This window comes from Pyrinomonadaceae bacterium (assembly GCA_036277115.1).
GTDB lineage: Bacteria > Acidobacteriota > Blastocatellia > Pyrinomonadales > Pyrinomonadaceae > UBA11740.
Genome location: DASUNM010000027.1, coordinates 878,604 through 899,232, shown reverse-complemented (window position 1 = coordinate 899,232; position 20,629 = coordinate 878,604). Strand labels below are relative to the sequence as shown.

The window sequence follows — 20,629 nt, the reverse complement described above, 5'->3', positions numbered from 1 at the left end:
AACTCGAAACTCGAAACTGGTCATTGCTTCACGCTCGCGCCATCACTCAACTGCTCGACATTAGTCGTCGCCACGATCTCGTCCGCGGCAACACCGCTATTAATCTCAACCAGATCACCTTCGACCTGTCCGGTTTGTACCAGACGTTGTTCGGCGCGTCCGTTCTTGATCACGAACAGGTAAGTCGCGCCTGAAACCTGGCGCAAAGCACGCTGCGGCACGAGCACGGCCGGTTCGCTTTGCGGCTGAAGAATGCGCACGGTCGCAAATTGTCCGGGCTTCAATTCGCCGCTGGGATTTTGGACTTCAGCCTCGACGGTCAGGGTGCGCGAGGTCGCACTGACGTTCGGAGAAACGCGCGCGATGTGTCCCGCAAAGTTTCGATCGGGATACGCCGAGACGCGCACCGAAACGCTTTCGCCGACACGCACACGAGGTATCGCCTGCTCGGGAATGTCGATGCGCACGCGCACGGGATTCATGTTGACGACCGTCGCGACCTTCTGCGAGGGCGAAACGTATTCACCGAGATTCACGGTGCGTTCCGAAACAACACCGGAGATCGGCGAGATCACAATCGCGTAATCCAAACTTCGCTTGGCGAGGCCGACCTGGGATTGCGCAGCATCAACCGCGGCTTTCGCGTTGGCTACTGCCGCGTAGTTCTGCTGCGCCTGATGGATTGCGACCTGGTACTGTTCACGCAATTGATCGCGTTGCGAACGCTGCTGATCGTACTGGGCGCGCGAAACATCGCCTGACTCAATCAACTTTTCGTAACGTTGGAGGTTCTTCTCGGCGAGATTCAGCGCTGCGCGCGCCGAGGCGACTTCCGGCACATTCTCGGGAGTGAACTTCTGTCCCGGCCGCAAACCAATCTTCGCTTCGTTCTGCCGCTGCGTGGCCTTCGCCTGATCGAGTTGCGCCTGCGCCTGCTCAAGCCGAAGCCGCAGGTCGTTTGAGTCCAGCCGAACCACCATCTGCCCGCGCCGGACATAGCTGCCCATGTCCACACCCAGCGCGACGACTTTACCGGTCGTCGAAGGCATCACGTCGCTTTCCTCGTTCGCCGCAAGACTGCCGGTTGCTTCAAAAAAGCGCGGCAACTGGCGCAGCACGGCCGCCGATGTCGAAACTTCGATTATCACCGGCCCAGTCGCGGCCGCGTTTGTGTTTGGCGCTCCCTTAGAACGATTGCACGCGGTGCTAATCGCCCCCGCGGCGACTAGCAAAACGATTCCGATGAAGCTGAGAGATTTCCGAAAACTCATTTCTCTTTTCTCTTGTTCTTTTGGCTGGGGCCCAAATCTTTTTCGATCCCGTTAAGCAGAATGTTGGTGAACTCCCGCGCGGCCTTCTGGTTAGAGATGTGCAGCAGGCGATGTTGCCGATCCCAGAGGTTGTTGACCAGCGAGTGGTGCACGATCATGCCGATGAAAGCGCGCACGACGACTCTTGGGTCTATTTCAATAAAGGCCCCATCGCGTTGACGCTCGCGGATATACCCCCCGAGAAACTTGTAAACGCGCAGCACAAACTTTTCCCAGAACATTTGCGCCAGTTGGTGTTCTTCGAGCGCTGAATGCAGCAGCAGACGTTGAAACTCGGGATCGCATTCGTGCTGTTCCAAAGCATGCAACGCGAGGCCCTCGAAGACTGCGCGGTCGTCTTTTCGAGCGACGGCTTCGGCGGCGATCTGGCTGGGATCCATTTCGTCGTGCAGACAGGCCTTGTGATCGAGAATCGCGCTGTAGAGCTCCTGCTTGGTCGCGAAGTGTTTAAAGAGCATCGCCTCTGAGACGCCTGCCGCAGACGCGATTTCCTTCGTGGTTGTGCCTTGAAAGCCGCGCTGCGAAAACAGGCTCATCGCCTCGCGCAGAATTTGCAGCTTCCGGTTTACGCCGGTCATCCGGCCCCCATTCGCAGCGGCGTCAGAGGTCGGGGTTTTGGTTGCGATTGATTTCAGGGGATTACCTCAAGCGACAAGTGAGTGCTTACTTACCACCAGTCAGAAGGTGAAGTCAAGCGGCGGCTGGTCAACCCTCTGTGTCTCAGTGGTCCTCGGTGCCTCCGTGGTGAAAGTCTTCGGCGAGATCTCACCACAGAGGCACAAAGATCCACTGAGGCACAGACGAAAATCGGTCAGTAACGCGGCAGGAGGCTGAAAATGTTCAGCGCAATGGCGAGTTGAGCTTGAATCTCGTGAGGCTGAAAGCGGTAACCGGCGCGAAACACGAAGAGCTGATTGTTGCCGCCATCGACGCAGGTGCCGGCATAGCTCTCGAAAAATGACAACAACCTGTCGTTGAACGCCTGGCGAATCGCGGGCTCGTCCTGGCCGCGTAGCAGGTATTGTTTTGAAAATTCAGGCCGCTGGCCAAAGTCGATGTCCTGGTAGCCGAACGCCTGCATGATCTTCGTGAAGAACCCTTCCGGCCGCAGCGAGAAGTACGGGACACGCAGATTGGCAGGCTCAAGGTATGTAACGCTTTGATTGTGAATGTGCCGGTGCTTCCCTGACCCGGTGACGAACGTGTAATCAAAGACGGCTGCCTTAACGCCGTTAGCTTCGCCGTACATGAAGTTTTTGATTTGCTTGCTGTGCCCCTGGTTGAACAGCGCGAACTGTTCCAATCCCTGGATCATGGTAAGCGGGGATTCTTCAGCGAATTTCCAGGCGAGCTGTGCGGCGACGGCGCGAAACTGCTCAGTTCTCTCTCGTTCTTTCTTTCGGTTGTAGAAGTAGAGGAGAACGCCGAGCGCGATGATGGCGCCAACGAAAACGATCGGCGCAAGGACGGGGAGAAATTCCATCTTCTTAGACCGTCACCGCTTCCCGATATTCGCCCCAGACGCCACGCAGGCGATGGCTGATTTCACCGACGGTCGCAAATGACTCGACGCCTTCAAGGATTCGGGGTAGGACGTTTTCGGTTCCGCGCGCCGCTTCTTCCAGTCTCGCGAGCGCATTCTCGGTGGCGGGCGCATCGCGTCGGTCCCGCAAAGCCTTCAGACGTTCGATCTGATCGTGTTCGATGGACGGATCAATCCGCATAGTTTTGATGGGCTTATCGGCTTCGCTTTGATAGCGATTCACGCCGACGACGATTGCGTCGCGCGTCTCGACCGCGCGCTGATACTCGTAAGCGGAGTTCTGAATCTCACGCTGAATGTAGCCCGATTCGATCGCGTGCAGCGTCCCGCCGAGCGCGTCAATCTTGTCGAGATAATCAACGACACGCCCTTCGATTTCCGTGGTCAGCTCTTCAATCGCGTACGACCCGGCCACCGGATCGACCGTGTCCGCGACGCCTGATTCGTAAGCGATCACCTGCTGTGTTCGCAAAGCCAATCTCGCGGCATCCTCGGTCGGCAATGCCAGCGCTTCATCCATCGCGTTTGTGTGCAACGACTGTGTGCCGCCGAGAACTGCGGCCAGTGCCTGTATCGCCGTCCGCACGATGTTTATTTCGGGTTGCTGCGCGGTGAGCGTCGAACCCGCCGTCTGCGTGTGAAAGCGCATCATCAGACTACGTTCGTCGCGCGCGTGAAAGCGCTCGCGCATGAGGCGCGCCCAAAGCCTGCGCGCCGCGCGGAACTTCGCAATCTCTTCCAAAAGGTTGTTGTGGGAATTGAAGAAGAACGAGATGCGGGGCGCGAACTCGTCTATGTCTAACCCGGCCTTCAGCGCGGCTTCGACATAGGCAATGGCGTCAGCGAAGGTGAAGGCGACTTCCTGTACCGCCGTCGCGCCGGCTTCGCGAATGTGATAGCCGCTGATCGAAATGGTGTTCCAATTCGGCACTTCGCGCGCGCAAAACGCGAACGTGTCGGTAATCAGCCGCAGCGAAGGCTCGGGCGGAAAGATGTACGTGCCACGCGCAATGTACTCTTTCAAAATATCGTTCTGAATCGTGCCTTCGACTTTGTTGAATGCGACGCCTTGCTTCCGCGCCACGGCAAGATAAAGGGAAAGGAGAATCGCTGCCGTCGCGTTGATAGTCATCGACGTGGAAACATCGCTGAGCGGGATGCCGTCAAACAGCGTGAGCATGTCCTCGAGCGAGTCGATCGCGACGCCGACTTTTCCAACTTCTCCCGCCGCGAGCGGATCGTCGGAATCCAATCCGATTTGCGTCGGCAGATCGAAGGCGACTGACAAGCCCGTCGTGCCCTGGCTCAGCAGATATTTGTAACGCGCGTTTGATTCCGCCGCGTTCGCATAGCCCGCGTATTGACGCATCGTCCACAACCGGCCGCGATACATGTTCGGCCGGATGCCACGCGTGTATGGGAACTCGCCGGGATCGGCGAGGTCTCGATCATATTGGACGGGTTCAGTGTTCGACGGATTGAAATCGACGGGCAGTTCGATGCCGGAAGAAGTCTCGAAGTGCTCGCGTCGTTCGGTTTTTTCCTTGGCGACCATCGGTGTGCAGCGGTAATCGCAGGCTAGCACAGCAAAAGGTGAATAGTGAATCGCGAATGGTAAATAAAGAGAAGGGTCAATCGTAAATCGTAAATCGTGAATGGATTTTTCCGACCGAAACGTTCGGGTACATGTCGGCTGAGCGTCGAATCGAAGTTCTATTCACGATTTACCATTTACGATTTACGGTCTTGCGTCTATTTACGATTTACCATTTACCATTTACCTTCTTTCAATGCGCGCGCTTCGCGACATTCGTGTCGGTCCCGCCGGCTGGTCGTATGCAGACTGGCGCGGACGCGTCTATCCCGAAGGCGCCGGTACGACGTTCGACACGCTCTCACTGGTGGCGAAGTATTTCGACACCGCCGAAATCAACAGCAGCTTTTATCATCCGCCTGCGCCTGAGACGGCCCGTTCATGGCTACGCCGCATCGAGCACAATCCGGATTTCGTTTTCACGGCCAAGCTCTTTCGCGCGTTCACGCACGATCGCGGCAAAGGGACTGTGGAAGACGAAAGGCTTTTCCGCGAAGGAATGGATCCGCTGATGGAAGCGGGCAAGCTCGGCGCGGTGCTGGTTCAGTTTCCATGGTCGTTCAAAAACGAAATGGATGAGCGCAATTACCTGAACGAACTTGTCACTAAATTCAATGACTATCCGCTGGTCGTTGAGTTGCGGCACGAATCATGGAACAACGCGCGCGTGCTGCAAACGCTTGAAGACCTCGGCGTCGGATTGTGTGATATCGATCAGCCTTTGTTTCACAACTCGATCAAGCCTTCCGCGGAAGTAACGTCAGACATCGGTTACGTGCGTCTGCACGGCCGCAATTATCAAAACTGGTTTCGTGAAGAAGCAAATGTGCTTGAGCGTTACGACTATCTGTATGGACCGGAGGAACTCGAGCCCTGGGTGAATCGCATAAAAGAGGTGGCGCAGAAAGCCAAACAAACCTTTGTCATTACGAACAATCACGCGCGCGGGCAAAGTTTGGTGAATGCCTTCGAAATTCTCGCGGAGCTGGAAGAAGAAAAAGTCCCCGGTCCGGCGAAGTTGATCGAGACATATCCGCGGCTGGCGGAATCGGTTGAGCCGGATGATGAGGACCCGCAGGGATCGTTGTTCTGATTTTGGAGTGCGCCGGCTTGACGGCGCTTTCACACTCCGGCGCAAAGAAAAGCGGCGTCAAGCCGCCGCACTCCAAATCACCGCGCCAGCGGATAGATCGGCTCGATGTCGACCGGCACGTTCTTCAGCTTGTCGAGTGCGCCCTTCATCGGCGGACGAATGTTGGCGTACTTGTCGATAATCGCCGTGGCCTTTCCGTAGGAGCCGAGGGCTTCGATCATCAGCAGCTCGTTGGCCAGCTTATTCACGGCGCCGCGGATTTTTGATTCATCGATGCTGAACCTGCCCGTGCGCTCGTTGAATTTGATCGCGCCTTCGTCGGTGAAGTAGTTGAATTGCAGCGCCACCCCACGGCCGTGCGATTCGGTGATGCCGAAGCGAACTGAGCGAAACATGCTCGCCAGATACGTCGTGTAAAGCGTTCGCTGCATCCGGGGATCGATCACGCCTTTATCGATCAGATACTGCAGAGCCCACAAACCAGCAACGTCCGCCTTCGCTTCTTCGATGGTTGAGTATTTGTCCTTGAGCTGCAGACGCACCGTGGTAACCCCATCGATCGGAAGCCCATCGGCCACCGAAATATTGTGTGGGCCGAGACCGTGAACGACTTCGTGCATCAGAATGTGCGTGAAGAATGAATCGAATGCGACGTTGCGTTGCTGCGCCGGCTCGAGCACCACGCGTGAAATCGGCAGCAGCACCTTGTTGAATTTCGCGTCCTGAGTGTTCTTCAACATCACGCGTTTCGAGCCTTTTGCTTTCACCACGCGTTCGTCGTTTGGCAGATTGAACGCCGCCGTCTGCACGCCACTGTTACCTTCGCCGGAACTGTAGACCACATTGACGACGCGAAGCGGTGATGACGCGCCCACCTTCGGATTGCGGTATTTCGGCTCGATCGGCAGATTGTTCTCCAGCTCCTGCATGTAGGCGCTGAATTTCTTCAGCTTCTCGGTTTCCGCGTCGTCGCGCAGCGTCACATAAGCTTCAAACGCGGCTTTATACCCGAACAATTCATCTTCGTAAGTCTCGTACGGCCCGATCGTCACATCGATCGGCGAATCCAGATCCATCCACGCGACGTCGCTGTCGTAATAGTCGTTGGAAGCGAACGCGGCCGCCCGCTTGTTCAAATAGTCGCGCAGGGTCGCATTCGTCGTGAGGGCGGCTGCTTCCCGCAGAAGCTTCGCCGCCGGGTCGAGAAACTCGCGGTACTCTTCGCTGTAGGGCACGACTTTGAGTTGGCCGCTCGCATCGCGGCGAATCGCATAGAAGTAACCGGTCGCCTTCTCTTTCTCAGCCGGCGCCAGAGTATTTAACCAAGCGTTGAACTGGTCCTTCGACATGTCCTCGGGATAGTGATTGGCGCCGGCGAGTTTCGACGGAATGTCATCGATGAACGGCTGCTTTTCATCGAGGCGCGACCAGGGACCGTCGTTGATCAAGAAATAATGAAGCAGCATGCGACCCATCGGCGTGCGGTCGGCTTCCAGCTTTCGCTTCAAAGCCTCGTTTCCCGACCACACCTGCCGCAGGAACAACGGATCGAAAAGCTTCGCGGCCGCAATAATCTTCCGCAGCGCCAGACGATCTTTCGGTGTCAATCGCGCGGTGCTGGCGGTCAGCACGGTGGGCGAAAAGCGACGAATCTTTGCCGGCAGCTCAACCGGATCTGAAGCGCGCGGACGTTCCGGAACCTGAGACTGCGCCAGCGCCAGTGCTGATACCAACGTCGATAGGACAACCAGCGAGATGATGCGTTTGAATGACGACATGTTCTTTACTTCCTTGAACTGAAAGCTTCCTATTAGTTAGTGTGTCTACTATGCTGCGACATCGGAGCAGTAGCCCGACCGTCAGGGAGGGCGTAATCGTCGCATCCGAAACGCCCTCCCTGACGGTCGGGCACTGCCCCGCTTTGATTACAATGCCGAGCGGTTCTTCAGAATTTTCACAAACGATCCAGAACGTAGCTCGTCGTCGGTGAGGCTCGACAACTTCAAAGCTTCTTCTTCGGTGATGGCGCCGGAATTCACTGCGCGGAGGAAGTAATTCAGCAGGCCCTGCCCCGTGGCCGCATCGTCGAAAACGTCGCCAACCAAAGTTGCTTTGGCAGCCTTATCGACAAAATTGCGCAGCCGTTCTGAAGCGGCGTCCAGGCTTTGCAGGAAAAACGCGTACACCGCCGCGTACCGCGTCGGCAGTTGCGCGGGATGCAGGTCCCAACCCTGATAAAACCCGCCCACCAGTGAATGCTGAATGTGATCGTAGTGCAGTTTCCACGCGCGATGAATGACCGCGCGATTCTCTTCAATTTGTTCTGGGGTGAGCGGCATACCCTCGGTTGCGCGATGCGGGCCGACCGGCATGATGTTCGTTGCGCCATCCGAGAGCCAGATGCCTGTACCGGCAAACGAAACCTGCATCATGTGCTTCGCAAAGTCACACGAGGGATGCATCATGTGCTGATGCGCGGCAGTAATACTGCAACTGGCGGTGTAGTCGTAAGTCCCGAAGTGCGCCGCGACGCAACGGCCGCGCGCGGCCTGCAAAAGCAACGGCAGGTTGATCCGGCCTTCAGAGTTGATGATCGATTGCGTCGTCTCAATCATCATCTCCATCTTCAGAGAACCGGCTGCTAGTCCGGTCTTCTTTTCGAGCAAGTCGAAAATGTCCGCCAGCGCCGTGACTTGTTCCGGGGCGGTAATTTTCGGCAGCGTGACCACGAAATTCTGCGGCAGCTTCCCACCGGCCTTTTCCAGCAGAGTCGAAACAAAGATGTCGAGCGTGCGCATGCTTCTCGCACGCAACTCTTCATTGAAAGGCTTAATGCGAATGCCGATGAAGGGCGGGAGCGTGCCGGCTTCTATTCCTTTCGCGACTTCGGCGGCGGCCGTTTCGGCGTGACCGTCCTCCTCCTCGTCGGGGCGGTTACCATAGCCGTCTTCGAAATCGATGCGAAAGTCTTCAACCGGTTCGCGCTTCAGCTTCTCCTGCACACGCGTGAAAATCGTGTACGCCAGCCAGGCGGGCTTGTTCCCCTCCCTGACCGCTCCGGAATCAGCTTCGAGACGGTTCTTCAAACCAGTTGCGTAGTCCAGAACGTCGGGCAAGCCGCCGGACAACGGCAGTCCCAGCGCGCGCGCAAACACGACGAAGTCCCCCGCATTTTCGGCGAGCGCGCGTTCCGCCACCTGGCCCAACCGCCTGGCCGTGTCGGCGCGAAACAGATGCGCGCCACCGTAAACCGTGTGCACCGGCTGCCGATGACCGGTTTCGCCGGGATACGAAACGGCCGCTGCCTGATTGGCCTTACTCAGGCTCTCAACTATGGGTTTGAGAAGATCGTCAGAGAGAGATGCTGCCATCTAAAGTTAGTCTCCACCCTGGGGCTCGTGAAAATAGTTGCGCCAGGTCATTTCATTATTAAAGCAAGATTAGCCGCGGCGACTTGCGTGCGAATCTCGACTTCATTTGTGCGTGCATTGATGGTTAGATTCGCCACCGCGCTCTGCGCCAACGCGCGTCTGTCCGCATTCATGCTCATGACGAGAAGACCCGCGAGTTGCTTCAGGCCCGTCAGAGTGTCACCCAGGTTTTTTGCAGACGCCGGCGTATCCGTACGCGCCACGACAGTCAACGCCACGTCTGTGGCCGTCGTTCCGATTGAGCCATAAGCTTGCCGGATAGAACCAACGTCCTTTGCAATCGCGTCGGTTCCGAGATTCAGGTTCGACCATAGCGCTGGCGTTACGTTTGCGCCAAAGCCGATCACGGCCTGCGGATCGCGCGTCGCCATTGATACCAGTTCGACACTGTCGCGACGCGGAGTTCTACCCGCGTCGATAACTGCGCGCACGGTGGCGGGCGTGCCCAGGGCAACGGTGTTAGCGTTCAGCGCCGTGATCGCCAGATCGCGGACGCGCATGTCCCACAGGCCGAACAACTTCATCTGATCGTTTACGGTGAGCACCACAATAGTGGCGCCTCGATACTTTTCTTCACGAACCTTTCCTTTGCCGGACAATCGAGCGGCGAGGGTAACGGCCCGCGCGTCGAATTTACCCTGCGCGATCGCCACCGGATCGAGCTTCGTCACAGTCGGTGAAGGGTGCACGTAACGAGCGCTGACGACGACTCGCTCAAACGCACGGGCGTCGATCCCCGTGTCTGTTTTGAACTTGTCCAGTTCGGAATTGATGTGCGCGAGCTTCGCAGCATCGCCGGCAAAAACGCGCGGCAGCGTCTCGGTCAGCAAACGTTTAGCGTCAACTACGACGACACCATCCGAAGCCGGAACGAACGAGAAAATGTCCGCCGTTTTCGCGCGCGTTGTCGGCTGAGCATTCGCGACTGACTGCCCAAGCATGACGCTGAAAGCAAAAATGACGAGCGCGCTGATGCGAATAAATGAGTTTTGTTTCACAGTTTGTCTCCTGCGGTCGGTTTCGGAAGAGTTGTTAATCCGATGCCTGCCGTGGTCTAAAGCGTTGCAGCGAAAGACAGCCACAAAAATGCACCAAAAGCACAGAGGCAGATCCAATCGTTTTCAATTTGTGCTTTTCTGCGCCTTTCGTGGCAATAGTTAATCGCCATTACTCTCGCTCCAGCAGCAGCGAAATTCCCATTCCGCCGCTAATGCAAAGGGTCGCCAGGCCGCGCTTTGCGTTTCGTTTCTTCATTTCGTGCAAAAGCGTAGTCGTGATTCGCACGCCGGTGCAGCCTATCGGGTGCCCCAAAGCAATCGCGCCACCATTTACGTTCAGCTTCTCCGAATCGAATTGTAAGTCGCGATCGCAGGCGATAACTTGCGCGGCAAATGCTTCGTTTAATTCGACCAGATCAATGTCGTTGAGCGTGAGCTTCTGTCTTTCGAGCAATGCGCGCGTCGCCGGTACCGGGCCAATGCCCATGATCTCGGGGGCCACACCACTAATTTCGTAATCAACGATCCGCGCCAGGGGTTCGGCGTCTGATTCTTTCAAAGCTTCTTCACTCATCACCACGACTGCCGCCGCGCCGTCCGTGATGCCTGACGAATTCCCCGCCGTGATGGTTCCTTGTTTCGAAAACACTGGAGCAAGTTTGCCCAGGCTTTCGATCGAAGTGTCGGCGCGCGCATGTTCGTCGCGAGCGAAAGGAGTAACGTTCCCTTTTCGATCTTTAAGTTCCAGCGGAACGATTTCGGTGTCGAATCTTCCGGCGTCGGTCGCCGCCGCCGCGCGCTGCTGTGAACGGAGAGCGTATTCATCCTGCTCGTCACGCGCGATCTCGTAACGCTTCGCCAACTCTTCCGCAGTTTCACCCATCACCATTTTCGAAAGCGGATCGTTGAAGCCGTCGCGATACATCCCGTCAACTAGATCAACGTGCCCCATACGCATACCCCAACGCGCGCCCTCGGCGAAGTAAGGCACACGAGACATGCTTTCAGTTCCACCGGCCAGCACGATGCCGGCCCGACCCAGCATTATCTTTTCCGCCGCGAGAATGATTGCGCGCAAGCCTGAACCGCAAGCTTGATTCACGGTAAAAGCAGGCACTTGCTCAGGCACGCCCGCACGAAAAGTAATTTGCCGCGCCACGTTCGGTCCGCCGCCGGCCTGTCGCGCACAACCCCAGATCGAATCGTTAATCTGATCTGGCTGAATACTGGCGCGGCGCAAGCTTTCTTTCGCCACTGCCACACCCATATCAGCGGCGGTCAAGTCCTTCAGCGAGCCTCCAAAGCGGCCGATCGGAGTGCGCACTGCGGCTGTCAGAAAAACTGGTTTCATCGAAAAACTTTTGGAAATGTTAAGCTCTGCCGCGATGTTAGCATAGCGGCCGATGCCTCCCGCAATTGCCACCAAAGGCGTGAACTCCCGCGACGCTGAAGGCGACGAAAGATCGATCCGTCAAATCATCAAAGCGCATCACGATTGGTTCATGTCGATCGATGGCCGATCGCCGATTAATCTCACTACTGACGAGTTTGAATTCTCGGCTTCACCTGGCCGGCTAATCTTTTCATGCTGGACCCAAACCGGCTCGCGGGTCTGGCGGGTTAAGAGTTGGCAGTGGAGCGGCAACAAGCTGGTCTTGCAGGCATCACGACGCATGGGCGCCGAGGCAGTAACTATCGAGTTGATTCCTCGAGCGTCAGCTAAAGCCATCGTCGCGCGCATCGCGGCCGCGCGCCAGGAGCGATGTGAGAAGTTAGCTGCACTAGTGGCACAGACTTTAGTCTGTGAATCGGTGGCAGAGACTTCAGTCTGTGATTCGGACGCCGGTAATCACAGACTGAAGTCTGTGCCACTGCCAAAGATTGAGCGCGCACAGCTCAGTCCCGGCATGCGACGAGATCAGCCCGGCCGTTACGCGCGCATCATTCTGCGGCTACCGCACGAACGCATAGCCGTGACAGGTACAGTCGCGGAAAGCGACGTACGTAATGTTGATGCTCTCTTTTCATCAACACTGCTGTGGTTTCAGCGCATCCTGCAAACACCCAAGCGTCCTCCCCTGCAAAGGCTTCTGCTGGTCGTCGAACGCGACATACTCGAGGCTGCACGACAGCGCCATGTTTTGCTTACCCCTTCGTTACGTGAACGGATTGAACTGCTTGAAATCAACGACGGTTGGACTGAAATCACGCCCGTTAGAAGTTTTGAGCGCAAGCATCTCTGGCGAAAACGACTGGCACGCTTTCCGCCCGTAAACGAACCCGAGCCAATGAAGCAGACAAACGAAATTCTCGCGCAGTTGCCACTCGCCATCGACATCGTGGCGTCGCGGCACGGGCAGACGCTTCGGTATCACGGGCTGCCGTTCGCGCGTTTGCGGCGGGTGATGGAACAAGAGCGAATTTGGTTTGGGATTGAAGGTTCGCGCCGGCGACAACTCGACGTTTTTCATCAGCGGGACTGGGCAAAGTTGCTTGACGATCTCGAGATGTATCGCAATGAAAGCTGCCGCGATCGCCGTCATTGGTTATACCGCGCGTCGGGCGAGGCCTGGCTTGAGTCGATGTTGCGTCGCGATATCACGAAGCTTGATCCCGGACTGATCATCGCGCCGCTGCATGCGCAGTTTCGCACGTCACACGGCGGTGCTTTTGGATACGGGGGCGGGGCACGGCCGATCGACTTGCTCGCGCTGCGGCACGACGGCCGGTTGGTAGTTATCGAACTGAAGGTCACGGAAGATCGCGAACACGTCTTTCAGGGAGTCGATTACTGGCGACGCGTCGAAGCTCATCGCCGGCGCGGGCACATCAGCTCGGCAAGGCTTTTTGGCGACCGCGAAATCGGTGATGAGTCACCGCTGGTTTATCTGGTCGCGCCGGCGCTTCACTTTCACCCATCGTTTCGCACCCTGGCAAAGACCATCGCTCCGGACATCGAGATCTATCGGTTCGACATTAACGAAGACTGGCGAAGTGGCGTGCGCGTGGTGCGGCGTGAACGAGTCAACTGACTAGCTCGCGTTTGCTCGCCGCGTGCTTTTTTGCCAAGATGCACGTTCATCCTTAATCCGAAAATAGGCAGTAATAGTTGGGCGTTCAGAGAAGCGCCTCATCTGGAGGAATTGTGAAGTTAATTATTTTGGCCGCCGGTTACGCGACGCGGCTCTACCCGCTGACACTCAACGCGCCGAAGCCTCTGCTGCCGGTGGCCGGCAAACCGATGATCGAGCATGTGCTTGATTGTCTGACACCGGTAAAAGAGATCGATCACGTCTACGTCGTCACCAACGAGAAGTTTTCAGGCCATTTTGAAAAGTGGGCAAGTCAGTACGAAGTGAGCAGTGCGGGGCCGCCCATCTCCGTGGTCAATGATCACTCAACCGACGACACGAACAAGCTTGGCGCGATCGGCGACATGCATCTGGTGATCACGCAAGCAGGCATTGATGATGACATCGTCGTCGTGGCCGGCGACAATCTTTTCAGCCACGCCTTGGAAGGGTTCAGTGAGTTTTGCCGGGCGCATAACGCTCCGGTCCTGGGCGTGTACGATGTCGGCAATCTGGAAGAGATTAAGAAGTACAACGCGATCGACACCAATGCTGAAGGTCAAATCACTTTCTTCGAGGAAAAACCGAAGGAGCCAAAGAGCACGATCACGGGCATCGCTTTGTACTATTATCCGCAGTGGTCCCTGGAGCTGGTCAAGCAATACATCGCGGATGGAAACAATCCGGATCAGCCCGGGCGGCTGATTCAATGGCTTTACCCGCGCACGCCGGTTTACGTGTGGCGCGTGCCGGGAATCTGGTTCGATATCGGCTCGAAGGAAACTTTGGAAGAAGCGAACGAAATCTTCTCGCGCGCGGACGTTCGCGAACTGACAAGAGAACAATTGAATGCTTGATCTGAATTATGTAAGAGAGAACCTCGACGCGGTGCGCGCGGCGTTGGCGAAGCGCGAGATGGCGACGGCCGCGCTCGACGATTTCGCCGCGGCTGATGCGGGTCGCCGTCGTGTGATTTCTGAGTCAGACCAGTTGAACGCTGAGCGCAACACGGCCAGCCGCGAGATCGGCGCGATGATGAAGGACGGCAAGCGGGACGAAGCGCATGCGCGCCGCAAACAGGTCAATGAACTGAAAGAGCGGATCGCGAAACTTGATGACGCCCGCGATCAAGCCGAAGCGCGAATGCGCGAGCTGCTCTCGACGCTGCCGAACATCCCGCACGAATCCGTGCCGGTCGGTAAAGATGAATCAGCAAATGTCGAGATTCGCCGCTGGGGCACTAAACCTGAATTCGATTTTGAGCCGAAGGACCACGTCGATTTGGGGACGGCGCTCGGCATCCTCGACCTGGAGCGCGCGACTAAGATTGCCGGCGCGCGGTTCGCGATCCTGAACGGCGCCGGCGCGCGCCTGGAACGCGCGCTGATCGATTTCATGCTCGACCTGCACACGACTGAGCATGGCTATAGGGAAACCCTGCCGCCGTTCATCGTCAACCGCGACGCGCTGTTCGGCACCGGTCAGCTGCCGAAGTTCGAACAGGACCTTTTCAAGCTGGAAGACGAACGCGGTTTCTATCTGGTGCCGACGGCGGAAGTGCCGGTCACGAATTATCACCGAGAAGAGATTCTCGACGCGTCAGATTTGCCGAAGAAGTGGGCCGCATACACGCCCTGCTTTCGATCGGAGGCCGGCAGCTATGGCAAAGATACACGCGGAATCATCCGCCAGCATCAATTCGAGAAAGTTGAGCTAGTGAAGTATTCGCTGCCTGAGAATTCCTACGATGAGCTCGAATCGCTGACGCATGACGCTGAGGTCATTTTGCAGAAGCTTGGCATTCACTATCGTGTCGTGGCGCTCGCGTCCGGCGACCTCGGCTTTGGCAGCGCGAAGACGTACGACATCGAGGTGTGGCTGCCTTCACAGAATGCCTTCCGTGAAATCTCTTCCTGTTCGAATTACGAAGCGTTTCAGGCACGGCGCGCGAACATACGGTTTCGGCGCGCAGGTGGGGCCAAACCGGAATTTGTGCACACGCTCAACGGCTCGGGATTGGCAGTGGGACGAACGTGGATTGCGATATTGGAGAATTATCAGCACAAAGATGGCTCAATCCTGATCCCTGAAGCTCTGCGCAAGTATTTTGCTACCGACCGGATAGCCTCATCCTAAGTAGACTTTTCGATTGACACGTGGCCACAAAGGGCATAAAGTGCGCGCGTCCAAACAGCCCAACCCAAAACTATTCAGGGCTAAACCTTACTTGGAGGTGTAACTCCTGTGGTAACGAAAGCTTCAACAATTAAGATCGGTGACTTGGCGAAAGCCATCGACCGGGCCATCGAGGCCGCGGATTTCCGCAAGGTTCCCGGCGGCATCATCATGGGTCGCCTGGTTCCGCCCGGAAAAGATTTTGACGCCAACGCCGCGGCGCGCCGCATTACAAAGGAAGTGCAAACTCGCTTCCCAACTCTAAAGCTGACGCCGAAAGTCTACGACGGAACGATGGGTTTCATTATCAGAAATCCGCCGATCGAGTTCTAGAGTAGCCATGAGCCAAGCGGAAGATCATTCCGCTGATCCTCCCCGGTTGATGTGTCCGAGTGCGCAGCCGGAAATGGAGGACAGTCTTGTGCTGGGCGTGTTAGAAAACACGCCCGAAGGACAGAGGCTTGCCTGGATCGAGAAACCTCAACCGGTCACGCCTGAGTTGCTGTCTTTAACGCGAGAGACTGATCCGCGACTCGTTTTTCGTTTCGCGGCGCGATGCGAAGAGAACCGGTGTGCTCACTTCGACGGTAAGGACTGCAACCTCGCGACGCGCATCGTGCAGATTCTGCCGCGCGCCGTCGAAAGTTTGCCGCCTTGTAGTATTCGGCCAGAGTGTCGTTGGTACCAGCAGGAAGGTAAGGCGGCGTGCCTGCGTTGCCCGGAAGTCGTGACTCAGCTCGACAATCCTTCGCCTGACATGCTGCGGGCGGCGATGCCCCCGCAGTGAAGAGCGCTCCTTCATGAGATTACTTGCTGACGCAGTAACAGGAATGCTAAGCCAGCCGGTGTGAACTTCGAACTATCGAATCCGCAAACTGTACGGCAGAAGATAAGCCGAATGCCCACCCTTCACGCGGTCCATCATTTGAATGTAGCGAAACGTACGGCGGACATCTTCCGGCATTGCGGCGAGTAGCGACGCCTGCTGTTGCATTTCAGTTGTCACGCGCGTATCGGCCTCACCCGAATCGGTGAACAATTCTTGCAGCCAGTTCGGCGGAACCGGTCGAATTACTCGCTGAATACTTTTGTCGGCGGGAATATTGGCGAGCTGCTTCGCGATCTCAATTGCCTTATCGAGACCGCCATACTCATCGACCAGCCCGTTTTCTTTGCCCTGCCGGCCGGTCCAGACACGGCCCTGACCGATCGAGTCGATGTAGGTCTGGTCCTTGCTGCGACCCTTCGCCACTTTATCCGTGAAGTCGTCGTAGGTCGTTTTCAGAAACTCCTGGAACTTTGCGCGCTCGCTGTCGGTGAATTTTTCAGACTCGCGAAAGATGCCCGCATTTGTGCCGCGCAGCACGTACTCGTTGCTGACGCCGATCCAGTCGTAAAAGCCTTTGATGACCGGCTTGCCGCCGACCACACCGATCGAGCCGGTAATCGTCGAAGGTTGCGCAACGATCTTGTTTGCGTTGCAGGCGATGTAATAACCGCCGGACGCCGCTACGTCACCCATTGACACCACGACGGGCTTCTTCGCTTTGAGCGATTCGATCCCGCGCCAAATAATGTCTGAAGCGAGACCTTCGCCGCCCGGACTGTCGATGCGCAGCACGACTGCTTTGATCGTTTTATCGTCGCGCACTTCATTTAAGAGTTTGACCAGTGACTCTGAACCGATCACTTCCTGTCCGTCAGAGCCGAACTGCGAACTGCCGGACATGATGTCGCCCGCGGCGTAAACGATGGCAATCTTTTCGCCCTTGTTCAGGCCCAGCGACTCTTGCGAAATCTTTCGGTAGTCCGAAGCTTTGACCAGGCGCAGTTCATCCTTCTCTGCATATCCGAGCCGCTGCTTGAGTTCTTTTTCAATTTCCTCGCGATACAGGGCGCCATCAATCAGGCCGGCGTCCTTCGCTTGTCGCGCATTGTAAGGAGCGTTGTCGATCAGCTTCTTCACATCATCTGCAGACTTGCCGCGCGCCTTGGCAATAGAGTCGACCAGGCGTCCGTACATATCATCGAGCAGCGAGTTGACGACATCGCGATGATCTTTCGTCATCTCTTTCTGCGTGAACATGTCGCCGGCGCTTTTGTATTTGCCAATCTGGTAGATGTCGGGATAGATGCCCAGCTTGTCGAGCGACCCGCGGAAAAACATCACGTCGGCGGCGAGGCCGGTGACGAAGAGTTCGCCGGGCGGCGGCATGTAAATCTTGTCGCACGCCGACGCGACGTAATAGTCCTTGTTGAAACCCATCTCCATGTAGGCATAGACAGGTTTGCCGGACGAGCGAAAGTCCTCGATGGCGGCGCGTAACTCTTCAGCCTTGCCCCATCCCGTTTCCGACGCGTCGACGTCGAGGATGATTGCGCGGATTCGTTTGTCGGTTTTCGCTTTGCGAAACTGCGTGAGCAGGCTGCTGAGCGACTGCGGCGGCGTCGCGAAGATGCGATTGAGCGGATTGTCCGGGACGTAATCCGGCAGCGGCCCTGAGACTCTCAGCGTCAGCACGCTGTTTTCACGGACGGATGGCTGCTCGCCGCGTATTGCCGCCACCAGAATCGCGACGACGACGAAGCCGATGAGAACCACGCCCAGCACGATCCCGGTGATCGCGAGCACGACTTTACGAGTTGTTGACATTGCCATAGTGATAGTTCCAGAGTTTGTCGAGGTTTAGTCGATGATACGTGTGAGGGCTGGAAAAGGTTTACCGCCGCTCAGTAAGCAGTAAGCAGTGAAGATTAGCCCCCGGCGCCCTTTTCTGCTCACGGCTCACTGCTCACTGTGCTTAACGATCCACCCGCCGCCCAGCACTTCATCGCCGCGATAGAACACGGTCGCCTGACCCGGCGTGATGGCGCGTTGTGACTCGTCAAACTTAACCGAAGCCCGATTGTCTGTGAGCGGAGTGATCGTCGCGGGCGCGGCCGTGTGCCGGTAACGCACGCGCACTTCTGAGCGCACTCGCTCAGTTGGATTATCAAAAGCGATCCAGTTAACGCCCGCGGCGGTGAACTCGTCGCCCAACAATTCATCATCATAGCCGACGGTCACGCGGTTCGTCTGCGAATCGACATTCAGCACGTACAGGGGCCGCGCGTCAGAGATGCCAATTCCACGCCGCTGGCCAATCGTGTACCGATGAATACCCGCATGAGTACCCAGCACCTCGCCGCCCGCAGTCACAATTTCACCCGCGCCGGGAAGCCGATCGGTTTGCTGTTCCGCTTCCAGATATCGATCGATGAAGCCGGCGTAATTGCCATCAGGCACAAAACAAATCTCCTGCGACTCTTTCTTTTCCGCGACGGCGAGATCGCTATCACGCGCGGCCTGGCGCGCCTCACTCTTTGAAAGCTCGCCGAGGGGAAACAACGAGCGCGAAAGCTGATCCTGGGTCAGCTCCCAAAGAAAGTAGGACTGGTCCTTCAGCGGATCGCGTCCCCGCAAAAGCCGATAACGATTCGTTCCCTCATCAAACTCAACGCGCGCATAATGCCCGGTGGCCACCTTCTCGCAACCGAGGCTCGCCGCCAGCTTATCGAGCGACGCAAACTTCAAACGGCTATTGCAGGCCACGCACGGAATTGGCGTCTCGCCGTTCAGGTAACTGTTGACGAACGGCTGCACGACGTCGCGCTCGAATTCCTTCTCCAGATTCAGCACGTAAAACGGGAAGCCTAGTTCTTCCGCTACCCGGCGCGCATCGTAGACATCGTCAAGCGAGCAGCAACGCGAAGGCAGCGGCTCGCCGTTTTCATCGACGCTGATGCCGCGGCGCTGGTTCCACAACTGCATCGTAAAGCCGACCAGCTCATGGCCCTGCTCCTTCAAAATAGCGGCGGCCGCGGAAGAATCCACGCCACCTGACATTGCTACTGCAATCTTCATTGGTAAATCGTCAATCGTAAATAGTGAATAGACTCACGCTTCGCGCGATCCAACATGGTAGCACTCGCAGAGAAGGTCAACCAAAAGCACGGTGCTCGACTATTCACCATTTACGATTTACGATTTACACGCCCATGCCTGAACGCGCCATAGAAGAATATCGCATCGCTGACGAGCCTTATTACCTGCCCGTCGACAACGAAGTTGGTTTGTTTGAAGCCGCACACGCGGCAAAGCTGCCGGTGATTCTGAAAGGGCCGACGGGCTGTGGCAAGACCCGCTTTGTCGAGCACATGGCGTGGCGTCTGGAGCGCCCGCTGATCACCGTCGCCTGCCACGAAGATCTTTCCTCAACTGATCTCGTCGGCCGTTTCTTGATCGAAGGGGAAGAGACAGTCTGGCACGACGGGCCACTGACGTCGGCTGTTCGTCATGGAGCGATCTGTTACCTCGACGAAGTTGTTGAAGCGCGCAAAGACACGGTCGTAATCATCCATCCGCTCACCGATCATCGACGGCGTCTGCCGATTGAAAAGCGCGGCACGGTCCTCGACGCGCCGACGGATTTCATGCTCGTCGTTTCTTACAATCCGGGATATCAATCGATTCTTAAAGACCTGAAGCAATCAACCCGGCAACGCTTCATCGCGATCGATTTCGATTACCCTTCACCGGAACTGGAAGCGGCGATCGTCGCCCATGAAGGGGGCATCGACGAAGGTACGGCGCGCGATCTCGTTTTGATCGGTCAGAAGGTGCGCAACCTGCGCGGCCATGGATTGGAAGAAGGCGTCTCGACCCGTCTGTTGATTTATGCGGGGCAATTGATCGCCAACGGCATCGCGCCGACCCGCGCTGCCGAAGTCGCGATGTGCTCACCGATTACTGACGATCGCGATCTGCAGCGCAGCATTCGAGAGATCGTGACGACGGTGATCTAAGGCGAACCGATTTCCGTCTTGGAAAAATCTTCCATGTACTCGCGGACATTTCGCGGAAGGTCTGATTCGCTGCCCTTTGAACTAAACCACTTCGCGTTCTCATCGATGGCCATCCGCACATAGACGACTCCCGTGGTGAGATTGATCGCGAATGCTGCCTGCTCGGGACACAGGTGCGGCCGGCAAACTTTGACGGTGAGATAATCTCCCGCCCTCATGATTGGCGTCTCGACGGAATACTCTTTAGTTAGTAACGCGAAGTCGCCGCGACTCAAAAGCTTGCTGAGCGAGCTCCGTAACGTCGCGTCGTTGAAGAAGCGCCGCGTCACTTTCCCTTTCTTCTCAGTTGGGTACTTCCCTTCCCAGGCTTTTAAATGCGCAAGATTCGTTTGCGCAATCGCCGAAGTAAAACAAAACACCAAAGTAAACCAAAGGGATAGACCCGCTGCTAGTCCGATGTGTATTCGTCGCTTCATTCTTACGGCTCCTTCTTAAGGTCAGCGACGTGATGCTAACACGAGTCGCAATTGGATTGGGTCACGGCTGGT

Annotated in this window: 18 protein-coding genes; 7 read left to right on the top strand and 11 right to left on the bottom strand. The window is 56.8% G+C overall.

The window, feature by feature from the left end; all coding sequences use genetic code 11:
• Window positions 1-20: 20 nt before the first annotated feature.
• From VFX97_20235 to VFX97_20220, 4 genes are all read right to left on the bottom strand, one after another.
• Window positions 21-1,271: an efflux RND transporter periplasmic adaptor subunit gene (locus VFX97_20235; protein HEX5705541.1), complete on the bottom strand. Its 1,251-nt coding sequence runs from the start codon at window positions 1,269-1,271 to the stop codon at window positions 21-23.
• Complete coding sequence (locus VFX97_20230; GenBank protein ID HEX5705540.1) at window positions 1,268-1,909, bottom strand: helix-turn-helix domain-containing protein; 642 nt, start codon at window positions 1,907-1,909, stop codon at window positions 1,268-1,270. The genes VFX97_20235 and VFX97_20230 overlap by 4 nt, the downstream gene beginning before the upstream one ends.
• 233 nt (window positions 1,910-2,142) lie before the next feature.
• The gene (locus VFX97_20225; protein HEX5705539.1) at window positions 2,143-2,814 is read right to left on the bottom strand and encodes a hypothetical protein; all 672 of its coding nucleotides are present in this window, start codon (window positions 2,812-2,814) and stop codon (window positions 2,143-2,145) included.
• A gap of 4 nt (window positions 2,815-2,818) precedes the next feature.
• Window positions 2,819-4,429 (bottom strand): methylmalonyl-CoA mutase family protein, encoded by a 1,611-nt coding sequence (locus tag VFX97_20220; protein ID HEX5705538.1) that lies wholly within the window; start codon window positions 4,427-4,429, stop codon window positions 2,819-2,821.
• Between the two features lie 235 nt (window positions 4,430-4,664).
• Between VFX97_20220 and VFX97_20215 the strand changes: the two genes are divergently transcribed.
• Complete coding sequence (locus VFX97_20215; protein ID HEX5705537.1) at window positions 4,665-5,561, top strand: DUF72 domain-containing protein; 897 nt, start codon at window positions 4,665-4,667, stop codon at window positions 5,559-5,561.
• 77 nt (window positions 5,562-5,638) lie between these two features.
• Here VFX97_20215 and VFX97_20210 read toward each other — a convergent pair whose 3' ends face one another.
• The 4 genes from VFX97_20210 to VFX97_20195 form a co-directional block, all read right to left on the bottom strand.
• On the bottom strand, window positions 5,639-7,339 hold the full coding sequence (locus VFX97_20210) for a hypothetical protein (protein ID HEX5705536.1): 1,701 nt from the start codon (window positions 7,337-7,339) through the stop codon (window positions 5,639-5,641).
• A 147-nt stretch (window positions 7,340-7,486) separates the two neighbouring features.
• Complete coding sequence (locus VFX97_20205; GenBank protein HEX5705535.1) at window positions 7,487-8,932, bottom strand: hypothetical protein; 1,446 nt, start codon at window positions 8,930-8,932, stop codon at window positions 7,487-7,489.
• Window positions 8,933-8,979: 47 nt separating this feature from the next.
• Complete coding sequence (locus tag VFX97_20200; protein HEX5705534.1) at window positions 8,980-9,990, bottom strand: hypothetical protein; 1,011 nt, start codon at window positions 9,988-9,990, stop codon at window positions 8,980-8,982.
• A 169-nt stretch (window positions 9,991-10,159) separates the two neighbouring features.
• On the bottom strand, window positions 10,160-11,341 hold the full coding sequence (locus VFX97_20195) for a thiolase family protein (GenBank protein HEX5705533.1): 1,182 nt from the start codon (window positions 11,339-11,341) through the stop codon (window positions 10,160-10,162).
• A 52-nt stretch (window positions 11,342-11,393) separates the two neighbouring features.
• On the opposite strand from VFX97_20195, the gene VFX97_20190 reads away from it, so the two are divergent.
• The 5 genes from VFX97_20190 (at window position 11,394) to VFX97_20170 (ending at window position 16,023) form a co-directional block, all read left to right on the top strand.
• A complete protein-coding gene (locus VFX97_20190) occupies window positions 11,394-13,022 on the top strand; it encodes a hypothetical protein (GenBank protein ID HEX5705532.1) in 1,629 nt (542 codons plus the stop codon).
• A 113-nt stretch (window positions 13,023-13,135) separates the two neighbouring features.
• Window positions 13,136-13,918: a nucleotidyltransferase family protein gene (locus VFX97_20185; GenBank protein ID HEX5705531.1), complete on the top strand. Its 783-nt coding sequence runs from the start codon at window positions 13,136-13,138 to the stop codon at window positions 13,916-13,918.
• The gene (serS, locus tag VFX97_20180; GenBank protein ID HEX5705530.1) at window positions 13,911-15,197 is read left to right on the top strand and encodes a serine--tRNA ligase; all 1,287 of its coding nucleotides are present in this window, start codon (window positions 13,911-13,913) and stop codon (window positions 15,195-15,197) included. The genes VFX97_20185 and serS overlap by 8 nt, the downstream gene beginning before the upstream one ends.
• Before the next feature lie 108 nt (window positions 15,198-15,305).
• A complete protein-coding gene (locus tag VFX97_20175) occupies window positions 15,306-15,569 on the top strand; it encodes a hypothetical protein (GenBank protein ID HEX5705529.1) in 264 nt (87 codons plus the stop codon).
• Between the two features lie 7 nt (window positions 15,570-15,576).
• On the top strand, window positions 15,577-16,023 hold the full coding sequence (locus VFX97_20170; GenBank protein ID HEX5705528.1) for a hypothetical protein: 447 nt from the start codon (window positions 15,577-15,579) through the stop codon (window positions 16,021-16,023).
• Between the two features lie 72 nt (window positions 16,024-16,095).
• Here the strand turns inward: VFX97_20170 and sppA are convergent, their stop codons facing one another.
• Both sppA and mnmA read right to left on the bottom strand, forming a co-directional pair.
• Window positions 16,096-17,889, bottom strand: coding sequence for a signal peptide peptidase SppA (gene sppA, locus VFX97_20165; protein ID HEX5705527.1), 1,794 nt, complete (start codon window positions 17,887-17,889; stop codon window positions 16,096-16,098).
• A gap of 132 nt (window positions 17,890-18,021) precedes the next feature.
• On the bottom strand, window positions 18,022-19,140 hold the full coding sequence (gene mnmA, locus VFX97_20160; protein HEX5705526.1) for a tRNA 2-thiouridine(34) synthase MnmA: 1,119 nt from the start codon (window positions 19,138-19,140) through the stop codon (window positions 18,022-18,024).
• 134 nt (window positions 19,141-19,274) lie between these two features.
• On the opposite strand from mnmA, the gene VFX97_20155 reads away from it, so the two are divergent.
• On the top strand, window positions 19,275-20,081 hold the full coding sequence (locus VFX97_20155; protein ID HEX5705525.1) for a CbbQ/NirQ/NorQ/GpvN family protein: 807 nt from the start codon (window positions 19,275-19,277) through the stop codon (window positions 20,079-20,081).
• On the opposite strand, the gene VFX97_20150 is transcribed toward VFX97_20155, so the two are convergent.
• Window positions 20,078-20,557, bottom strand: a complete 480-nt coding sequence (locus tag VFX97_20150) for a hypothetical protein (protein HEX5705524.1) — start codon at window positions 20,555-20,557, stop codon at window positions 20,078-20,080. The genes VFX97_20155 and VFX97_20150 overlap by 4 nt on opposite strands.
• Window positions 20,558-20,629 lie beyond the last annotated feature (72 nt).